The 15506-nt window shown below is 68.6% G+C and carries 15 protein-coding genes; 11 read left to right on the top strand and 4 right to left on the bottom strand.

From position 1 onward, the window contains the following. Positions 1-86: 86 nt before the first annotated feature. The 6 genes from EK403_RS20115 to EK403_RS20090 are packed head-to-tail and all read left to right on the top strand — an operon-like array spanning position 87 to position 6524. Positions 87-1103: a zinc-binding dehydrogenase gene (locus tag EK403_RS20115; protein WP_128779244.1), complete on the top strand. Its 1017-nt coding sequence runs from the start codon at positions 87-89 to the stop codon at positions 1101-1103. Next, positions 1100-1522, top strand: a complete 423-nt coding sequence (locus tag EK403_RS20110) for a PaaI family thioesterase (protein WP_128779243.1) — start codon at positions 1100-1102, stop codon at positions 1520-1522. Before EK403_RS20115 ends, EK403_RS20110 begins: the two co-directional genes overlap by 4 nt. After that, positions 1519-2310 (top strand): VOC family protein, encoded by a 792-nt coding sequence (locus EK403_RS20105; protein ID WP_245479813.1) that lies wholly within the window; start codon positions 1519-1521, stop codon positions 2308-2310. The genes EK403_RS20110 and EK403_RS20105 overlap by 4 nt, the downstream gene beginning before the upstream one ends. Continuing rightward, positions 2307-3791: a class I adenylate-forming enzyme family protein gene (locus EK403_RS20100; protein WP_128779242.1), complete on the top strand. Its 1485-nt coding sequence runs from the start codon at positions 2307-2309 to the stop codon at positions 3789-3791. Before EK403_RS20105 ends, EK403_RS20100 begins: the two co-directional genes overlap by 4 nt. Then, positions 3788-4885, top strand: a complete 1098-nt coding sequence (locus tag EK403_RS20095; RefSeq protein ID WP_128779241.1) for a PLP-dependent cysteine synthase family protein — start codon at positions 3788-3790, stop codon at positions 4883-4885. The genes EK403_RS20100 and EK403_RS20095 overlap by 4 nt, the downstream gene beginning before the upstream one ends. A gap of 13 nt (positions 4886-4898) precedes the next feature. Continuing rightward, positions 4899-6524: a gamma-glutamyltransferase family protein gene (locus EK403_RS20090; RefSeq protein ID WP_128779240.1), complete on the top strand. Its 1626-nt coding sequence runs from the start codon at positions 4899-4901 to the stop codon at positions 6522-6524. Between the two features lie 12 nt (positions 6525-6536). Here the strand turns inward: EK403_RS20090 and ripB are convergent, their stop codons facing one another. The 3 genes from ripB to EK403_RS20075 are packed head-to-tail and all read right to left on the bottom strand — an operon-like array spanning position 6537 to position 10182. After that, positions 6537-7064 carry a (R)-specific enoyl-CoA hydratase RipB/Ich gene (ripB, locus tag EK403_RS20085; RefSeq protein ID WP_128779239.1) on the bottom strand — a complete coding sequence of 176 codons (528 nt, stop codon included), beginning with the start codon at positions 7062-7064 and terminating at the stop codon, positions 6537-6539. Positions 7065-7075: 11 nt separating this feature from the next. After that, positions 7076-8224 (bottom strand): CaiB/BaiF CoA transferase family protein, encoded by a 1149-nt coding sequence (locus tag EK403_RS20080; RefSeq protein ID WP_128779238.1) that lies wholly within the window; start codon positions 8222-8224, stop codon positions 7076-7078. Positions 8225-8268: 44 nt separating this feature from the next. After that, entirely contained in the window at positions 8269-10182 is a 1914-nt protein-coding gene (locus EK403_RS20075) for a sigma 54-interacting transcriptional regulator (protein WP_128779237.1), read from the bottom strand. A 141-nt stretch (positions 10183-10323) separates the two neighbouring features. Here EK403_RS20075 and EK403_RS20070 point away from each other — a divergent pair, with 141 nt between their 5' ends. The 4 genes from EK403_RS20070 to cynS all read left to right on the top strand — a co-directional run bounded on the left by EK403_RS20070 (position 10324) and on the right by cynS (position 14036). Beyond that, positions 10324-11679: a CmpA/NrtA family ABC transporter substrate-binding protein gene (locus tag EK403_RS20070; RefSeq protein WP_128779236.1), complete on the top strand. Its 1356-nt coding sequence runs from the start codon at positions 10324-10326 to the stop codon at positions 11677-11679. Between the two features lie 2 nt (positions 11680-11681). Further along, entirely contained in the window at positions 11682-12527 is an 846-nt protein-coding gene (gene ntrB, locus EK403_RS20065; protein ID WP_128779235.1) for a nitrate ABC transporter permease, read from the top strand. A gap of 127 nt (positions 12528-12654) precedes the next feature. Further along, on the top strand, positions 12655-13551 hold the full coding sequence (locus EK403_RS20060) for an ABC transporter ATP-binding protein (RefSeq protein ID WP_128779234.1): 897 nt from the start codon (positions 12655-12657) through the stop codon (positions 13549-13551). Between the two features lie 35 nt (positions 13552-13586). Further along, complete coding sequence (cynS, locus tag EK403_RS20055; RefSeq protein WP_128779233.1) at positions 13587-14036, top strand: cyanase; 450 nt, start codon at positions 13587-13589, stop codon at positions 14034-14036. A gap of 14 nt (positions 14037-14050) precedes the next feature. Here cynS and hpxZ read toward each other — a convergent pair whose 3' ends face one another. Further along, positions 14051-14434, bottom strand: coding sequence for an oxalurate catabolism protein HpxZ (gene hpxZ / locus EK403_RS20050; RefSeq protein WP_128779232.1), 384 nt, complete (start codon positions 14432-14434; stop codon positions 14051-14053). 195 nt (positions 14435-14629) lie between these two features. Between hpxZ and EK403_RS20045 the strand changes: the two genes are divergently transcribed. Next, positions 14630-15451: a L,D-transpeptidase family protein gene (locus tag EK403_RS20045; RefSeq protein ID WP_206659597.1), complete on the top strand. Its 822-nt coding sequence runs from the start codon at positions 14630-14632 to the stop codon at positions 15449-15451. Positions 15452-15506: the final 55 nt, after the last annotated feature.

Genomic DNA, 15506 nt, shown 5'->3' with positions numbered 1-15506 from the left:
CCTCCCCCCGCCGGGGAGAGGCGAAGAACTGAGCCCCATCCCAACGACAAGCGCACAAGCGCCGCAAGCAAAGAAAGCGTCTCCCCATGCCAGCGACTATGAAGGCCCTGCTGCTGAAGCAGCACGGCGACGTCTCCGACCTGACCGTCGTGGACGACTACCCCGTCCCGACCGCCGACGCCGGCCATGTGGTGATCCGCGTCGGCGCCTCGTCGTTCAACTATCACGACGTCTTCACCGTGAAGGGCATGCCCGGCATCAAGGTGCCGCTGCCGGTGATCATCGGCCTCGACATGGCGGGCGAGATCACCGAGGTCGGCGAGGGCGTGACCGGCTGGAAGATCGGCGACCGGGTGCTGGTCAACCCGCTCAACAAGTCCAAGGGCCTGATGGGCGAGATGCTGGACGGCGGAATGGCGCAGTATTGCCGGGTCTCCGCCGACCAGCTGATCGCGATGCCCGACAAGGTGAGCTTCGAGGACGCGGCCTCGCTGCCGGTCGCCTACGGCACCGCGCACCGGATGCTCGTGACCCACAAGACCGTCAAGGCGGGCGACAAGGTGCTGGTGCTCGGCGCCTCGGGCGGCGTCGGCACCGGCTGCGTGATGCTGCTGAAGCAGATGGGCTGCGAGGTCGTCGCCTGCGCTGGCGGGCAGGACAAGCTCGACCGGCTGAAGGAGCTCGGCGCCGACCATGTCGTGAACTATCGCGAGACCGACTTCTCGAAATGGGCGATCCAGCGCTACGGCAAGCCGCAGCGGCGCTCCTATGAGGGCGGCGTCGACGTCGTCATCAACTTCACGGGCGGCGACACCTGGGCGCCGTCGCTGAAATGCGTGAAGCGCGGCGGCGCGATCCTGACGTGCGGCGCGACCGCGGGTCACGATCCGAAGGAGGACCTGCGCTACATCTGGAGCTTCGAGCTGAAGATCATCGGCTCGAACAGTTTCTACGACGACGACCTCGCGGCCCTGATGGACATGATCCAGGAGGGGACGCTGAAGCCCGTGGTCGACAAAGTCCTGCCGCTCGAGGAGGCGTCCGAGGGCCTGAGAATGATCCGTGACCGCGAAGTCATGGGCAAGATCGTGGTGACGCCATGAGCGAGGCTGTCGCGATCACCGCGGCCGAGGTCGAGGAGAAGCTGCTCCGCGGGCCGTTCCACCAGTGGCTCGGCCTCAAGGTCGTATCCGTCGGCGACGGCGAGATCGAGCTCAAGGCGACCTGGCGACCCGAATGGGTCGTCAACGCCGAGCGCGGCTACGTGCATGGCGGCATCCTCGCGACCCTGATCGACCTGACGGCCGACTGGGCGCTGGTCTCCAAGACCGGCCGCGGGGTGCCGACCGTCGATCTCCGCGTCGACTATCACCGCGCCGCCATGCAGGGCGACCTGACCGCGAAGGGCAAGGTCGTGAAGTTCGGCGGCACGCTGTCGGTCGCAGAGGCCCAGATCCTCGACCAGGACGGCAAGCTGCTGGCGAGCGGCCGCGGCGTCTACATGACGGCGACGCCGAAGTGACCGACACGGCCGGGCTCGACCATGTGGTCGTTAACGTGATGCGCGGCATGGAGCCGGCCGCCGCGATTTTCGCGGCGCTCGGCTTCACGCTGACGCCGCTCGGCCGCCACTCGCTCGGCTCGATCAACCATCTGATGATGGCGCCGGGCGCCTATCTCGAACTCGTCGGCGTGCCGGAGACCGGAAAGCAGCGCCAGGAGGTGCTCGACAGTCCGACTGGGCTGAGCGGCCTCGTGTTCAAGGCCGACGACGCCGACGCGACCTTCGCGCGGCTGGAGGCAGCCGTTCTGAAGCCCTCTCCGCCGGTCGCCTTCTCCCGCCCTGTCGAGATCGAGGGCGAGACGCTGGAGGCGCGATTCCGGACGGTCCGCGTGGCCGTCGAACTCTTCCCGGCCGGCCGCGTCTATTTCTGCGAGCACCTGACGCCCGAACTGGTCTGGCGCACCGAATGGCTCTCCCATCCAAACGGCTTCGTCGGGATGGACCGCATCGAAGTCATGTCCACGGCTCCGGCCGCCGACGCCGCCCGCTATGCTGCGGCTGCCGGCTCGACGCCCGAGAGCACCACGGCCGGCTGGTCGGTCGGGCTCGACGATTTCTCGATCGACGTCGTCGCGGGAGGCGGTCCGCGCTTCAGGACGCTCGGGCTGCGTTTCGACGGCCTCGACACCGTGCGGGACAAGGCCGCGGGCGTCTCCGACGCGCTCTGGGACGAGTCCGGAGAAGGCCTCGCGACGCTGATCATCCCTTCCCTCGAACTGCGCATGGAATGCCGGAGCATCCGATGACGGAGGTCCAGAATCTCGGCGACGTTGTGAGCCGGCAGGGCGATCCTGCGACGCCCATAATCATCGGCGTCGGCTTCGACGGCTCCGAGACCGTCCTCTCGCGCGCCGAGCTCGACGCAATGGCCGACGCTGTCGCGCGCGGCCTGCTGAAGCGCGGCCTGACGCGGGGCGACCGGGTCGCGATCCTTTCCGCCAACCGCCCCGAATATGTCGCCGTGACGCTCGGCGCGATGCGCGCGGGGATCGTGCCGGCGCCGGTGAACTTCAAGTTCCCAAGGCCGACCATCGCCCAGGTGATCGCGGACAGCGGCGCCAAGGTCGTGTTCTGCGACGCCGAGCGTCGCGCGCAATCGCCCGACGGGGTCGAGACCGTCGAGTTCGACGGCCCAGACTTCGCTGCCTGGCTCGATCCGGGGGCGTTCGAGCCAATCGTCCCGCGCGCCGACGAACCGGCGCTGACGCTCTACACGTCAGGCTCGACCGGCCGCCCAAAGGGCGTTCTGCTCAGCCACGCCTCGCACATCTGGGTGGCCCGCACCCGGATGGCCGACGACGACCTTTCGGGTCAGCGCATGCTGGTCGCGGCGCCGCTCTATCATATGAACGCGCTCGCCAACGTCCTGCTGGCCTGCGGGAGCGGCGCGACCGTCGTCCTGCTGCCGCAGTTCAAGGCGACGGCCTTCATCGAGGCGATCGGCCGCCATCGCGTCACTTGGGCGACGGCGGTGCCGCCGATGATCGCCATGATGCTGCGCGAGAAGGAGGCGCTCGCCCGCGCCGACCTGTCGAGCGTGCGTGTGGTGCGGATGGGCTCGGCGCCCGTCAACGACACGCTGGCGGCGCGCATCCGCGACCTGCTGCCGAACGCCCGCATCATCAATGTCTACGGCACGACCGAAGGCGGCCCGGTGGTGTTCTCCGACAAGGGCGGCGCGCCGACCGGCTCGGTCGGCAAGGCTCACCCGCAAGTCGAGGCCCGCCTCGTCGGCGACGGCGCTCCGGAGACCGGCGTCCTGCAGATGAAGAGCCCGGCGATCATGCTCGGCTATCACAATCGGCCCGACGTCCTCTCGCCGATCACCGAGGACGGGTTCTACGACACCGGCGACGTGTTCCGTCGCGACGCGGACGGGTTCTTCTATTTCCTCGGACGCGTCGACGACATGTTCGTCTCGGGTGGCGAGAACATCTATCCGGGAGAGGTCGAGGCGGTGCTCGAGACCCATCCGGACGTGCTGCAGGCGAGCGTCGTGCCGGTCGACGACGAGATCAAGGGCCAGAAGCCCGTCGCCTTCATCGTTCGAAAGCCCGGCTCGACCGTGGACGAGCAGGCCATCAAGGCCTTCGCTCTCGAGCACGCGCCGGCCTACCAGCACCCGCGGCGCGTCTGGTTCCTGGACCAGATGCTGCTCGCCTCGACCAACAAGATCGACCGGGCGGCGCTTCGCGCGCGGGCCGAAGCGGAGCTCAAGAGCCGATGAGCGCCGCTGTTCTTGATCGCGAGCCGGTCCACGCGTCCAACGCTCAATCCCGCGCCTGGGTGGCGCGGGCGATCTCGCGCATCGAGGCCGACGTCAACCGCTCTGCCGACACCCATCTGATCCGGCTCGAACTGCCGCGCGCGCCGGGCGTCAGCCTCTATCTCAAGGACGAGTCGAGCCACCCGACCGGCAGCCTCAAGCATCGTCTGGCCCGTTCGCTGTTCCTCTACGCGCTCTGCAACGGCTGGATCGGCCCCGACACTACGATCGTGGAGTCGTCGAGCGGCTCCACCGCTATCTCGGAGGCCTATTTCGCGCGGCTGCTCGGCCTGCGCTTCATTGCCGTAATGCCGCGCTCTACGGCGCGCGAGAAGATCGCCGCCATCGCGTTCCATGGCGGCGAGCCGCATCTCGTGGACCGCGGCGACGTCTCGGGCGAGGCCGAACGGCTGGCGCGCGAAATCGGCGGCCACTTCATGGACCAGTTCACCTACGCCGAACGGGCGACCGACTGGCGGGGCAACAACAACATCGCCGAGTCGATCTTCGCGCAGCTCGCCATGGAGGAGCACCCGACACCCGAATGGGTGGTGTGCGGCGCCGGCACCGGCGGCACCTCGGCGACGATCGGGCGCTACGTCCGCTACCGGAAGTTCCCGACCTCGCTCTGCGTGGCGGACCCCGAAAGCTCGGTCTTCCATCGGCACTACGCCGAGCGTTCGGTGCATCGCGTCGAGTGCTGCGACAGCGTAATCGAGGGCATCGGGCGGGCGCGGGTCGAGCCCTCCTTCGTGCCCGAACTCGTCGACCGAATGATCGCCGTGCCGGACGCCGCCTCGATCGCGGCCGCGCGGATGACGAGCGCGCTGCTCGGCCGCCCCTGCGGCGGCTCGACGGGCACCAATGTCTGGGCCTGCCTGCAACTGATCGAGGAGATGAGGGAGGCGGGCCGCGAAGGCTCGATCGTCACCCTGCTCTGCGACTCCGGGGAGCGGTATCGCTCTACGATCTTCAACGACGCATGGCTCGTCGAACGCGGCATCGACCTCGCTGATCCCCTGGCGAGGCTCGAGGCCGTGTTCGGCGAGGCCTGAAAGGGCCGAACCAATGACCCGCAGCTTCGACTGGACGGCCGGCTATCCGTCACGCCGCATGCCCGCATTTGGGCGCAACGTGGTGTCGACCTCGCATCCGCTCGGCGCGCAGGCCGGCCTCAGGATGATCCAGCAAGGCGGCAACGCCGTCGACGCCGCGATCGCGGCGGCCGCCGTGATGGCGCTGGTCGAGCCCTGCTCGAACGGCCTCGGCTCCGACGCCTACTGCATCCTCTGGGACGGCGAGCGGCTGCACGGCCTCAACGCCTCGGGCGGCGCGCCCGCGTCCTGGACGCCGGACTATTTTTCCAAGCGCTATGGCGAGGGCCAGGCGCGGCCGCCGGCGCGCGGCTGGGACTCCGTCACCGTTCCGGGGGCGATCGGCGCGTGGGTCGCGCTGAGCGAGCGCTTCGGCAGGCTGCCCTTCGCCGATCTGCTCGAGCCTGCGATCGAGATCGCCGAGCGCGGCTATCTCGCGCCGACCGTCGTGCAGGGCAAATGGGCTGCGGCCGCCAAGGTCGCGGATCTCGTCCGGCAGCCGGGCTTCGCCGAGATGTTCCTGCCGAGGGGACGCGCGCCGGAGGTCGGCGAGCTCGTGAGGCTTCCGGGCGCGGCGCGACTGCTGCGCGCGGTCGGCGAGACCATGGGCGAAGCTCTCTATGGCGGCGAGATCGCCGAGGCGATCGAGCGGCGCGCCCGCGCCGACGGCGGGTCGATGACCGCGGCCGACCTCGCCGGCTTCAGGGCCGAATGGGTCGAGCCGATCGAGAAGAACTATCGCGGCTACACGGTCCACGAGATCCCGCCGAACGGCCAGGGCATCGCCGCGCTGATGGCGCTCGGCATACTGGAGCGCTTCGACCTGGCGGGTCTCGCGGTCGACGGCGCCGACGCCGCGCATATCCAGATCGAGGCGATGAAGCTCGCCTTCGCCGACACATACGCTCATGTCGCGGACATCGCCCACATGAAGGTTACGCCGGCCCAGCTTCTCGACGACGCGCATCTCGCAGGAGCCGCCGAGCTGATCGACCCTCGCCGGGCCCAGGTCTTCGCGGCCCGCAACCCCGTGAAGGGCGGCACCATTTACCTGACCGCCGCCGACGAGCGCGGCATGATGGTGAGCTTCATCCAGTCGAACTTCATGGGCTTCGGCTCGGGCGTCTGCCTGCCCGAATGGGGGCTGTCGCTGCAGAACCGCGGCTACGGTTTCCACCTCGACCCCGCGAGCCCGAACGTGGTCGCGCCCGGCAAGCGGCCGTTCCAGACCATCATCCCGGGCTTCCTGACGAAGGACGGCCGCCCGGTCATGAGCTTCGGCGTGATGGGCGGCAACATGCAGCCGCAGGGGCATGTGCAGACGCTGGTGCGCATGCTGGATTTCGGCCAGAATCCGCAAGGAGCATGCGACGCCCCGCGCTGGCGCTTCGACGCCGGCCTCGACATCAATGTCGAGGCCACGATGGCGCGCCCGACGGTCGACGGCCTCGTGGCGCGCGGCCACAAGCTCAGCGTGATCGACGACAGCTACCAGGATTTCGGCGCCGGCCAGTTCATCTGGCTGATGGGCGACCCGTCGGTCGAGGGCTACGCCGCCGCAAGCGATCCGCGCCGCGACGGCTACGCGGCGGTCTGCTGACTGGCCGCGGCCTCAGTAGTTCGCCGCCTCCTCGGGCGAATGGCCGCGGCGGTAGACGAGCATGGTGCGCTCGAAGCTCATCACCTCGACGCCGTCCTGATTCAGGCCGCGGGTCGCGACTGTGACGACGCCCTGATGAGGCCGGCTCTTGGACTCGCGCTTCGAGAGCACCGTGCTCTCGGCGTAGAGCGTGTCGCCGGCGAACACCGGCGCGGTCGCCCGCACCTTGTCCCAGCCGAGATTGGCCACGACCTTGGCCGAGACGGTCCGCACGCTCATGCCGGTGAGCAGCGAGAGCGTCAGCGTCGAGTCGACCAGCAGCTTCTTCCACTCCGTCTTGTCGGCGTAGGCCGCGTCGAAATGGACCTGCTGGGTGTTCATCGTCAGCAGGGTGAACCAGACATTGTCGACGTCGAGCACGGTGCGGCCGGGCCGGTGCTCATAGACGTCGCCCGGCTCGAAATCCTCCCAGTAGAGCCCGGCGACCTCGCGGAAGCGGCGGTCTCCGACCTGTCGGTAGGCGGGCGGAAGCTCGGACATGAGGCGTGCTCCTATTCGGCCGCGAGCGCCGCGACTTCGGCGCGGATCGCCTCGGTGTGCTCGCCGAGCCTCGGGGGCCGGCGGCACTCGCGCGCGCCTGTCAGCGGCGAGGTCGGCAGGTCGAAGGCGTCCGTCTCGCCGGGATCCGCGGTCATCCGGGTGAGCGCCGGGTGGCGGGCCATGTCGGCGACGTCCGAGACCTTCGCCCAGGCGAGCTGGTGCGCTTCGAGCTTGGCGATCATCTCGGCGCGGGTCGCGCGACCAAAGACCTCGTCGATCAGGACGATCAGCGCCTCGCGGTTCTCGACGCGCGCGGGGTTGTCGACGAAGCGCGGGTCGATCGCGAGGTCCGGCCGCTCCATCACGTGCTCGCAGAACCGGACCCATTCGGGCGGGCTCTGGACGACGATGACCACGCCGCCGTCGCTGCACCGGGCGACGTGGTAGGGGAAGATCGAGGCGTGGCTGAGCCCGGTCCGCGGGGTGATGCGGCCGGCATGCTCGTAGTGCAGGAACGGCACGGCCATCCACTCGGCCATCGAGTCGAACATCGCGATCTCGATCGCCTGTCCGCGGCCGGTGCGCTCGCGCTCGTAAAGCGCTTGGCAGATGGCGGCGTGCGCGTTCATGCCGGTGCCGATGTCGGCGATCGAGACGCCGACCTTGACCGCCTCTTCGGGCGTGCCGGTGACGCTGCAGATCCCGCTCTCGGCCTGCACCAGCATGTCGTAGGCGCGCATGGAATGCGCCGGCGTCGACTGGCGATAGCCCACGATGTCGACCGCGATCAGCCGCTTATGCCTCGCCAGCAAGTCCTCGGCCCCGAGCCCGAGCCGCACGCTGGCGCCGGGCGCGAGGTTCTGGACGAACACGTCGGCCTTCGCGACGAGCGCATGCGCGACGGCGAGGTCGGCTTCGGCTTTAAGATCGAGCGCCGCGCTCTCCTTGCCGCGGTTCAGCCACGCGAAATAGGCGCTGAGCCCCTTAACGGTGCGGTCGTAGTGCCGGGCGGTGTCGCCGTCGGGCCTCTCGAGCTTGACCACGCGCGCGCCGGCGTCGGCGAGCCGCATGGTGCACATCGGCGCGGCGACCGCCTGTTCGAGCGCGACGACGAGGAGACCTTCGAGCGGTCGGGCTGAGGGTTCGGCCGTTCGGGACATGGCGACCTCGTTAGACCATGGCGTCGTCGCGGGAAAACACCCGGCTATTCGTCGGGTCGCCGGTCCGCCCATCTCGCCGCGGCGGACGGCCTCGCGATCCCCATCGCCTTGATGCGCGAGGCGAGCGTGGTGGGCCTCAAGCCCAGCCGTTCGGCCGCGCCGCCCGGTCCCGAGACCCGGCCGCCGCTGGCCTCCAGCGCGGCGACGACGGCCTCCCGGTCGCGCGCGCGGCGTTCGTCCTCCGAAAGGATCGCCGACAGCGCCGCCGACGATCGCGGCGCGGCGGGGGCGGGCGGCGCGCCGTCCGGCAGGTCGACGCGCAGCCGCCCGTCGCGCGCGAGGATCACAGCGCGCTCGATGACGTTTTCGAGCTCGCGCACATTGCCGGGCCAGCCATAGGCGATGAGCCGGCGCATGTCCCGCTCGCTCAGCGTGAGCGGCGTCGCGCCATGCGCCCGGCCCGGGCGCTCCAGCAAATGAAAGACCAGCAGCGGGATGTCCTCCGGCCGCTCGCGCAGCGGCGCGGAGTGGATCGGGAACACATTCAGCCGGAAGAACAGGTCGCGCCGGAAGGTCCCTCGGCGCACCTCCGCCTCGAGATCGCGGTTGGTCGCGGCGATGACGCGCACGTCGACCGCACGCGTGCGCTCCTCGCCGACGCGTTCGATCTGGCCCTCCTGCAGCACGCGCAGGAGCTTGCCCTGCTGTTCGAGCGGGATTTCGCCGACCTCGTCCAGGAACAGCGTGCCGCCATGGGCGAGCTCGAAGCGGCCGACGCGGTCGCGCAGCGCGCCCGTGAACGCCCCCTTGGCGTGGCCGAAGAACTCGCTCTCGAACAGCTCGCGCGGGATCGCCGCGCAGTTGACCCGGATCATCGGGCGCTCGCGCCGCCCGCTCGCCTCGTGGATCGCACGGGCGATCAGCTCCTTGCCCGTGCCGCTCTCGCCAGTGATCAGCACGGTGGCGTCGGTCGGCGCGACGAGCTCGACCTGGCGCAACGTGGTCTCGATCGCCGCGCTCTTGCCGATGATGCCGCGGTGGCGGCCCTCCTGCCGGATCTCCTCCTTGAGGTAGGCGTTTTCGAGTTCGAGCCGCTCGCGCAGCGCCCCGACCTCGGCGAGCGCCGCCTTCAGCTTCTCATCGGCCTCGCGGCGCTGGCCGATGTCGCGGAACACCACCACCGCGCCCACCACGACGCCGCGGTCGCGGATCGGCGTCGAGGTGTATTCGACCCAGAGCGGCGCGCCGTCCTTCCGCCAGAACACCTCGTCGGTGACGTGGTGGACGGCGCCGTCCCGGAAGGCGGCGTAGATCGGGCAGTCGTCGTTCTCGTAATGCGAGCCGTCGGGGTGATGGTGGTGGACGGTCGAATGCATGTTGCGGCCGACGAGTTCCTCCGCGCTCCAGCCCAGCATGCGTTCGGCGGCCGGGTTCACGAAGGTGGTGGTCCCCTCGGCGTTGACGCCGTAGACGCCCTCGCCCGCGGCCCTGAGGATCAGCTGGTTCTCGCGCTCGACATTGCGGAAGAAGCGTTCGACCTTCCGCCATTCGGCGATGCCGTCGCGGATGTAGAGCTCGGCCTCGGAGCTCGTGTCGCGACGCCGTCGCTCGTCGAGGTCGATCAGGGTAACGGCCATCAGGACGCGCCCGTCATGCTCCAGCCGCGCGCCCGCATATTCGAGGCGCAGCGGCTTCTCGTCGGGTCGGTTCGGCGCGAGGGAGCGGGTCCAGTGGCGACCGAGCGTCAGCACCGCGTCGGTGAAGACGACGAGCGCAGCCCCCTGCCCCGGATGCAGCTCGAACACCGACGAGCCCGCCAGAGCCTCGCGTATCCGGCCCAGGAGCCGGCACGCCGCGGGGTTCGTCTCGACGATCGTCCCGCTGATCGGATCGACCACGATGGCGGCGTCGGCAGCCGAGAAGGCCTGGGCGGCAACCAGCAGGGTTCCTGACGACATTTCGTCACTATCTCACGAAATATCGTGAATGACGAGATATCGTCATCGATCCCGATTGAGTGAAAGGCCGAGGAACGGAGCGTCCGACCGGTTGGCACAGCGTTCGCAAGGCGAGCGGCGTCGCCACCGGAGCCGCCGCCGATGACCGCTTTCAAAGACCCCTTCGACGCCCGTCATCGCCTGACGCCGGGCTGCTCCTGCGGACGCCATGCGAGCGAGGCCGAGCATGCGGCCGATCCGGCGACGTCGGACGGGCGCGCGCAGCGCATGGTCGAGGGCGCGGTGATGCGGGCGCTGTTTCCGGAGGACGCCACCCGCCGCGCCTTCCTCGGCGCCGTCGGCGCCGGAACCGCGATCGCGGCCGTCAACGCGCTGTTCCCGCTCGCGACCGCCACGGAAGTCTTCGCTCAGGGGATGCCGATCGAGAAGAAAGACCTCAAGGTCGGGTTCATCCCGATCACCTGCGCGACCCCGATCATCATGGCCAAGCCCATGGGCTTCTATGAGAAGCAGGGGCTGAACGTCGACGTGGTGAAGACCGCCGGCTGGGCGGTGATCCGCGACAAGGCGATCAACAAGGAATACGACGCCGCCCACATGCTCTCGCCCATGCCGCTCGCGATCTCGATCGGCGCAGGATCGAACCCGATCCCCTGGACGATGCCGGCGGTCGAGAACATCAACGGCCAGGCCATCACCCTCGCGGTCAAGCACAAGGACAGGCGCGACCCGAAGGACTGGAAGGGCATGAAGTTCGCCGTGCCCTTCGACTACTCGATGCACAACTACCTGCTGCGCTACTATCTCGCGGAGGCCGGCGTCGACCCGGACAAGGACGTGCAGATCCGCGCCGTGCCGCCGCCCGAGATGGTCGCGAACCTGCGCGCCGACAACATCGACGGCTTCCTCGCGCCAGATCCCGTGAACCAGCGCGCCGTCTATGACGGAGTGGGCTTCATCCACATTCTGTCGAAGGAGATCTGGAACGGCCATCCCTGCTGCGCATTCTCGGCCTCGAAGCAGTTCGTGACCGAGATGCCCGGCGCCTACCAGGCGTTGCTCAAGGCCATCATCGAGGCCACCGCCTTCGCGCAGAAGCCCGAGAACCGCAAGCAGATCGCCGAGGCCATCGCGCCGACCAACTATCTCAACCAGCCCCAGACCGTGGTGGAGCAGGTGCTGACCGGCACCTTCGCGGACGGCCTTGGCAAGGTGATGAAGGACCCGAACCGCATCGCGTTCGACCCGTTCCCCTATGAAAGCTTCGCGGTCTGGATCCTCACCCAGATGAAGCGCTGGGGGCAGATCAAGGGCGAGGTCGACTACGCCAAGGTGGCCAAGGACGTGTTCCTGGCGACCGACGCTGCCAAACTGATGGCCGAGGCGGGGCTGACGCCGCCGACTTCGACGACCAAGACCTTCTCGGTGATGGGCAAGCCCTTCGATCCCGCGAAGCCGGCGGAATACGTCGAGTCCTTCGCGATCAAGCGGGCCTGATCATGGAGCGGTCGCTCTCCCTACGCGCAGCGATCCTGTCGCTCGCGATCCTCGCAGGGCTGATCGGCGCCTGGCATTTCGCCACGCTGCCCACGACGGGGGCGGCCGGCGACGTCGATCCGGAATACGCCGCGCTGGTCTCGGGCTCCGCGGCCGAAGGGCAGAAGAGCGCCTTCCCGACGCCGGCCGACGTCGGGGCGACGCTCTGGAAACACCTCAAGGACCCGTTCTACGTCCGCGGGGCGAACGACCAGGGCGTCGGCATCCAGCTCGCCTATTCGCTCGGCCGCGTGCTCGTCGGCTACGGGCTGGCGGCGCTGGTCGCGATCCCGCTCGGCTTTCTGATCGGCATGTCGCCGCTGGTCTACCGGGCGCTCGACCCGTTCATTCAGATCCTCAAGCCAATCTCGCCTTTGGCCTGGATGCCGCTCGCGCTCTACACGATCAAGGATTCGGGCATATCGGCGGTGTTCGTGATCTTCATCTGCTCGCTCTGGCCGATGCTGATCAACACGGCGTTCGGGGTCGCGAGCGTGCGAAAGGAGTGGCTGAACGTCGCCGCGACGCTCGAGGTCGGACCGCTGCGCAAGGCGTTCCGGGTGATCCTGCCCGCCGCCGCCCCGACCATCATGACCGGCATGCGGATCTCGATCGGCATCGCCTGGCTGGTCATCGTGGCCGCCGAGATGCTCGTTGGCGGGACCGGCATCGGCTACTTCGTCTGGAACGAGTGGAACAACCTCTCGATCGGCAACATCCTGACCGCGATCCTGCTGATCGGGCTGGTCGGCATGATCCTCGACGTCGCGCTCGCCCGCACGGCGCGCCTCGTGGCCTACCGGGAGTGACGGCGATGACCAGTCGGCTGATCTCGCACGCCGTCGTCGTCCTCGGGCTTGACCCGAGGACCCATCGACCGCGGACGCGGTCGGGATGGATGCCCGGGTCAAGCCCGGGCATGACGAGGGCCCGCTCATGACCAAACCCCTCATCTCCATCGAAGCGCTCGCCCGGCGCTATCCGAAGCATGGCGGCGGCGAGACCACCGTGTTCCAGGACGTCTGGCTGCCGATCCGGAAGGGCGAGTTCGTCTGCCTGATCGGCCATTCGGGCTGCGGCAAGACCACGATCCTCAATGTGCTGGCGGGGCTCGACCAGCCATCGGCCGGGGTCGTGATCGTCGACGGACGGGAGATCTCCGGCCCGAGCCTCGACCGCGCCGTGATCTTCCAGGGCCATTCGCTGCTGCCTTGGATGACCGTGATGCAGAACGTCGCCTTCGCGGTCACCTCGCGCCGGCCGGACTGGCGCAAGGACAAGGTGCGCGCGCACTGCCAGAAATATATCGACGTCGTGCATCTCACGGGCTCCGAGCACAAGAAGCCCGCAGAGCTCTCGGGCGGCATGAAGCAGCGCGTCGGCATCGCCCGCGCGCTCGCGATCGAGCCCAAGATGCTGTTGATGGACGAGCCGTTCTCGGCGCTCGACGCGCTGACGCGAGGGAGCCTGCAGGACGAGGTGCGCCGCATCTGCACCGCGACCGAGCAGACCGTCTTCATGATCACCCACGACATCGACGAGGCGATGCTGCTCGCCGACCGGATCGTGCTGATGACCAACGGCCCGGAGGCCAAGATCGCAGAGATCGTGGAGAACACGCTGCCGAAGGATCGTCAGAGGACCGACATCCACAAGCACGCCAATTACTACGCACTCAGGAACCACCTGCTCGACTTCCTGGTCACCCGCTCGAAGACCTTCGCGTCCGAGATCGGGGCCAAGGGCTACGACCCGAGACATCCGCCGGTCGTGCGCCCGGGCGCCAAGCCGACAGCCGTCGAAACCGAGCCGCCCAAAGCCGCCTCGGCCTGAAAAGAATCTGCGCCGCCAAAGAGGAGATCTGCGCCATGGACCGCGCCGAAGTGACCGAACTCGTCCTGTCCGCCAAGCGGATGAAGGGGCTGACCTGGAAGGACATCCACGAGAAGGTGTCGGTCTCGACCTCGCCGATCGTGGTGACCGCGGCCCTGCTCGGCCAGATGCGGCTCGAGCCCAACGAGGCCGCCAAGGCCGCCGAACTGTTCGGCCTGCCGGAAGAGGCCCAGATCCTGCTGACCGAGATCCCCTATCGCGGCTCGCTCACCGAGATCCCGCCGACCGACCCGCTGATCTACCGCTTCTACGAGCTCGTCATGGTCTATGGCACGACCTGGAAGGAGCTGATCCAGGAGGAGTTCGGCGACGGCATCATGTCGGCGATCGACTTCGACATGACGATGGAGCGCCAGCCCGACCAGAAGGGCGACCGCGTGAAGCTCCAGATGTCCGGTAAGTTCCTCAGCTACAAGCGCTACTGACCAGGAGCGGCCGCTCAGGTCTCGTCGATGACGCTGACATGGGCGGCGGCGACCTTCCAGCCGTCGGGGAAGCGGACCCAGCTCTGGGTCTGGCGGCCGATCTTCCCCGGCGCGCCCTCGCGGCGGAACAGCGTGCAGGCGGTCGCGAAATCGCGGCCGTAGGTCGTGATCACCGGCCGCTCGAGGCTGCGCATCAGGCCGGCCGACGGCCGCGCGCGCCGAAACGCGCGGATCTCGTCCATGCCATAGAGGTTCTCGGTCGCGCCGTAGCGGATCGTGCGCGGATCGTCCCGGAACAGCGCCTCGAGCGTGGCCACGTCGTTGCCCGTGAGCGCCGCCTCGTAGCGCGCGAACGCGGCCTCGACCTCGGCCACGACCTCCGGGATGTCGATCTCCATACGCGCGTTCCTCATCTCCTGCCGGACGCCGATAGCACGCCGCCAGGGCCCTGCGCGACGCGCCTTCATTCCGCGTTAGCGAATTCGGCCCAGCATGCCGCGATCTGCAGGACCTGCGCGCCGCGGCGCCCGCCAGTGTTGGGCGGCGCGGTTCGCTTGTTTGGGTCCGCGTAAACGCGGAGCGTCGTCGACGACATGAGCACAGCGTCGCCGCGCCGGAGCCTTTTCGGGCTTTCCGGCCTTCTCCTCATCGCGATCGCCCTCGCCGGCTGTTCGTCGGCGGGCGGCGGCGGCAAGCGGCAGGTCAAGACCGGCTCGGTCACGGTCGCGACCGTCGGGCTGATGCGCGACCACGACATGGAGCGGTCGGCCCCGATCCTGATGCGGATCTTCAAGGAGGAGGCTGTGCTCGAGGTCTGGAAGCAGGACCGCTCCGGCCGCTACCAGAAGCTCCGTACCTATCCGATCTGCAAGTTCTCCGGAAAGCTCGGGCCCAAGATCCGCGAGGGCGACCGGCAGGCGCCGGAGGGCTTCTACACGATCTCGCCCAAGAGCCTGAACCCGTTCTCGCGCAACCATCTGGCCTTCAACATCGGCTTCCCGAACGCGTATGACCGTTCGCTGGGACGGACCGGCAGCCATCTGATGGTCCATGGCGGCTGCAATTCGGTCGGCTGCTACGCCATGACCCACAAGCGGATCGAGGAGATCTACGGACTCACCCGCGAGGCGATGCAGGGCGGTCAGCAGGTCATCCTGTTCCAGGCCTTCCCCTTCCGGATGACGGAAGAGAACATGGCGCGCCACGCCGACAACCCGAATTATGCGTTCTGGCGCGACTTGAAGCACGGCCACGACATCTTTGAGGCGACCGGCGAGCCGCCGCGCGTCTTCGCCTGCGACGGCCGCTACGCCTTCGCGCCGGCCGGGCAGCCGGGCGACGTCTGCGCGATGGCGCAAGGCGCGCCCCCGCCGCTGGAGGCGCCTCTCGCCTCGCTTGGCGGCGGAGCCTACTGAAGGCCGCGCGGGGGTTGGCGTCCCAGGCTCGGGATGGCATGGCAGATGCTAGCCG

The organism is Hansschlegelia zhihuaiae, assembly GCF_004103825.1.
Lineage (GTDB): Bacteria > Pseudomonadota > Alphaproteobacteria > Rhizobiales > Methylopilaceae > Methylopila > Methylopila zhihuaiae.
The sequence above is the reverse complement of the archived record's forward strand: the minus strand, read 5'-3'. Positions and strand labels throughout refer to the sequence as shown.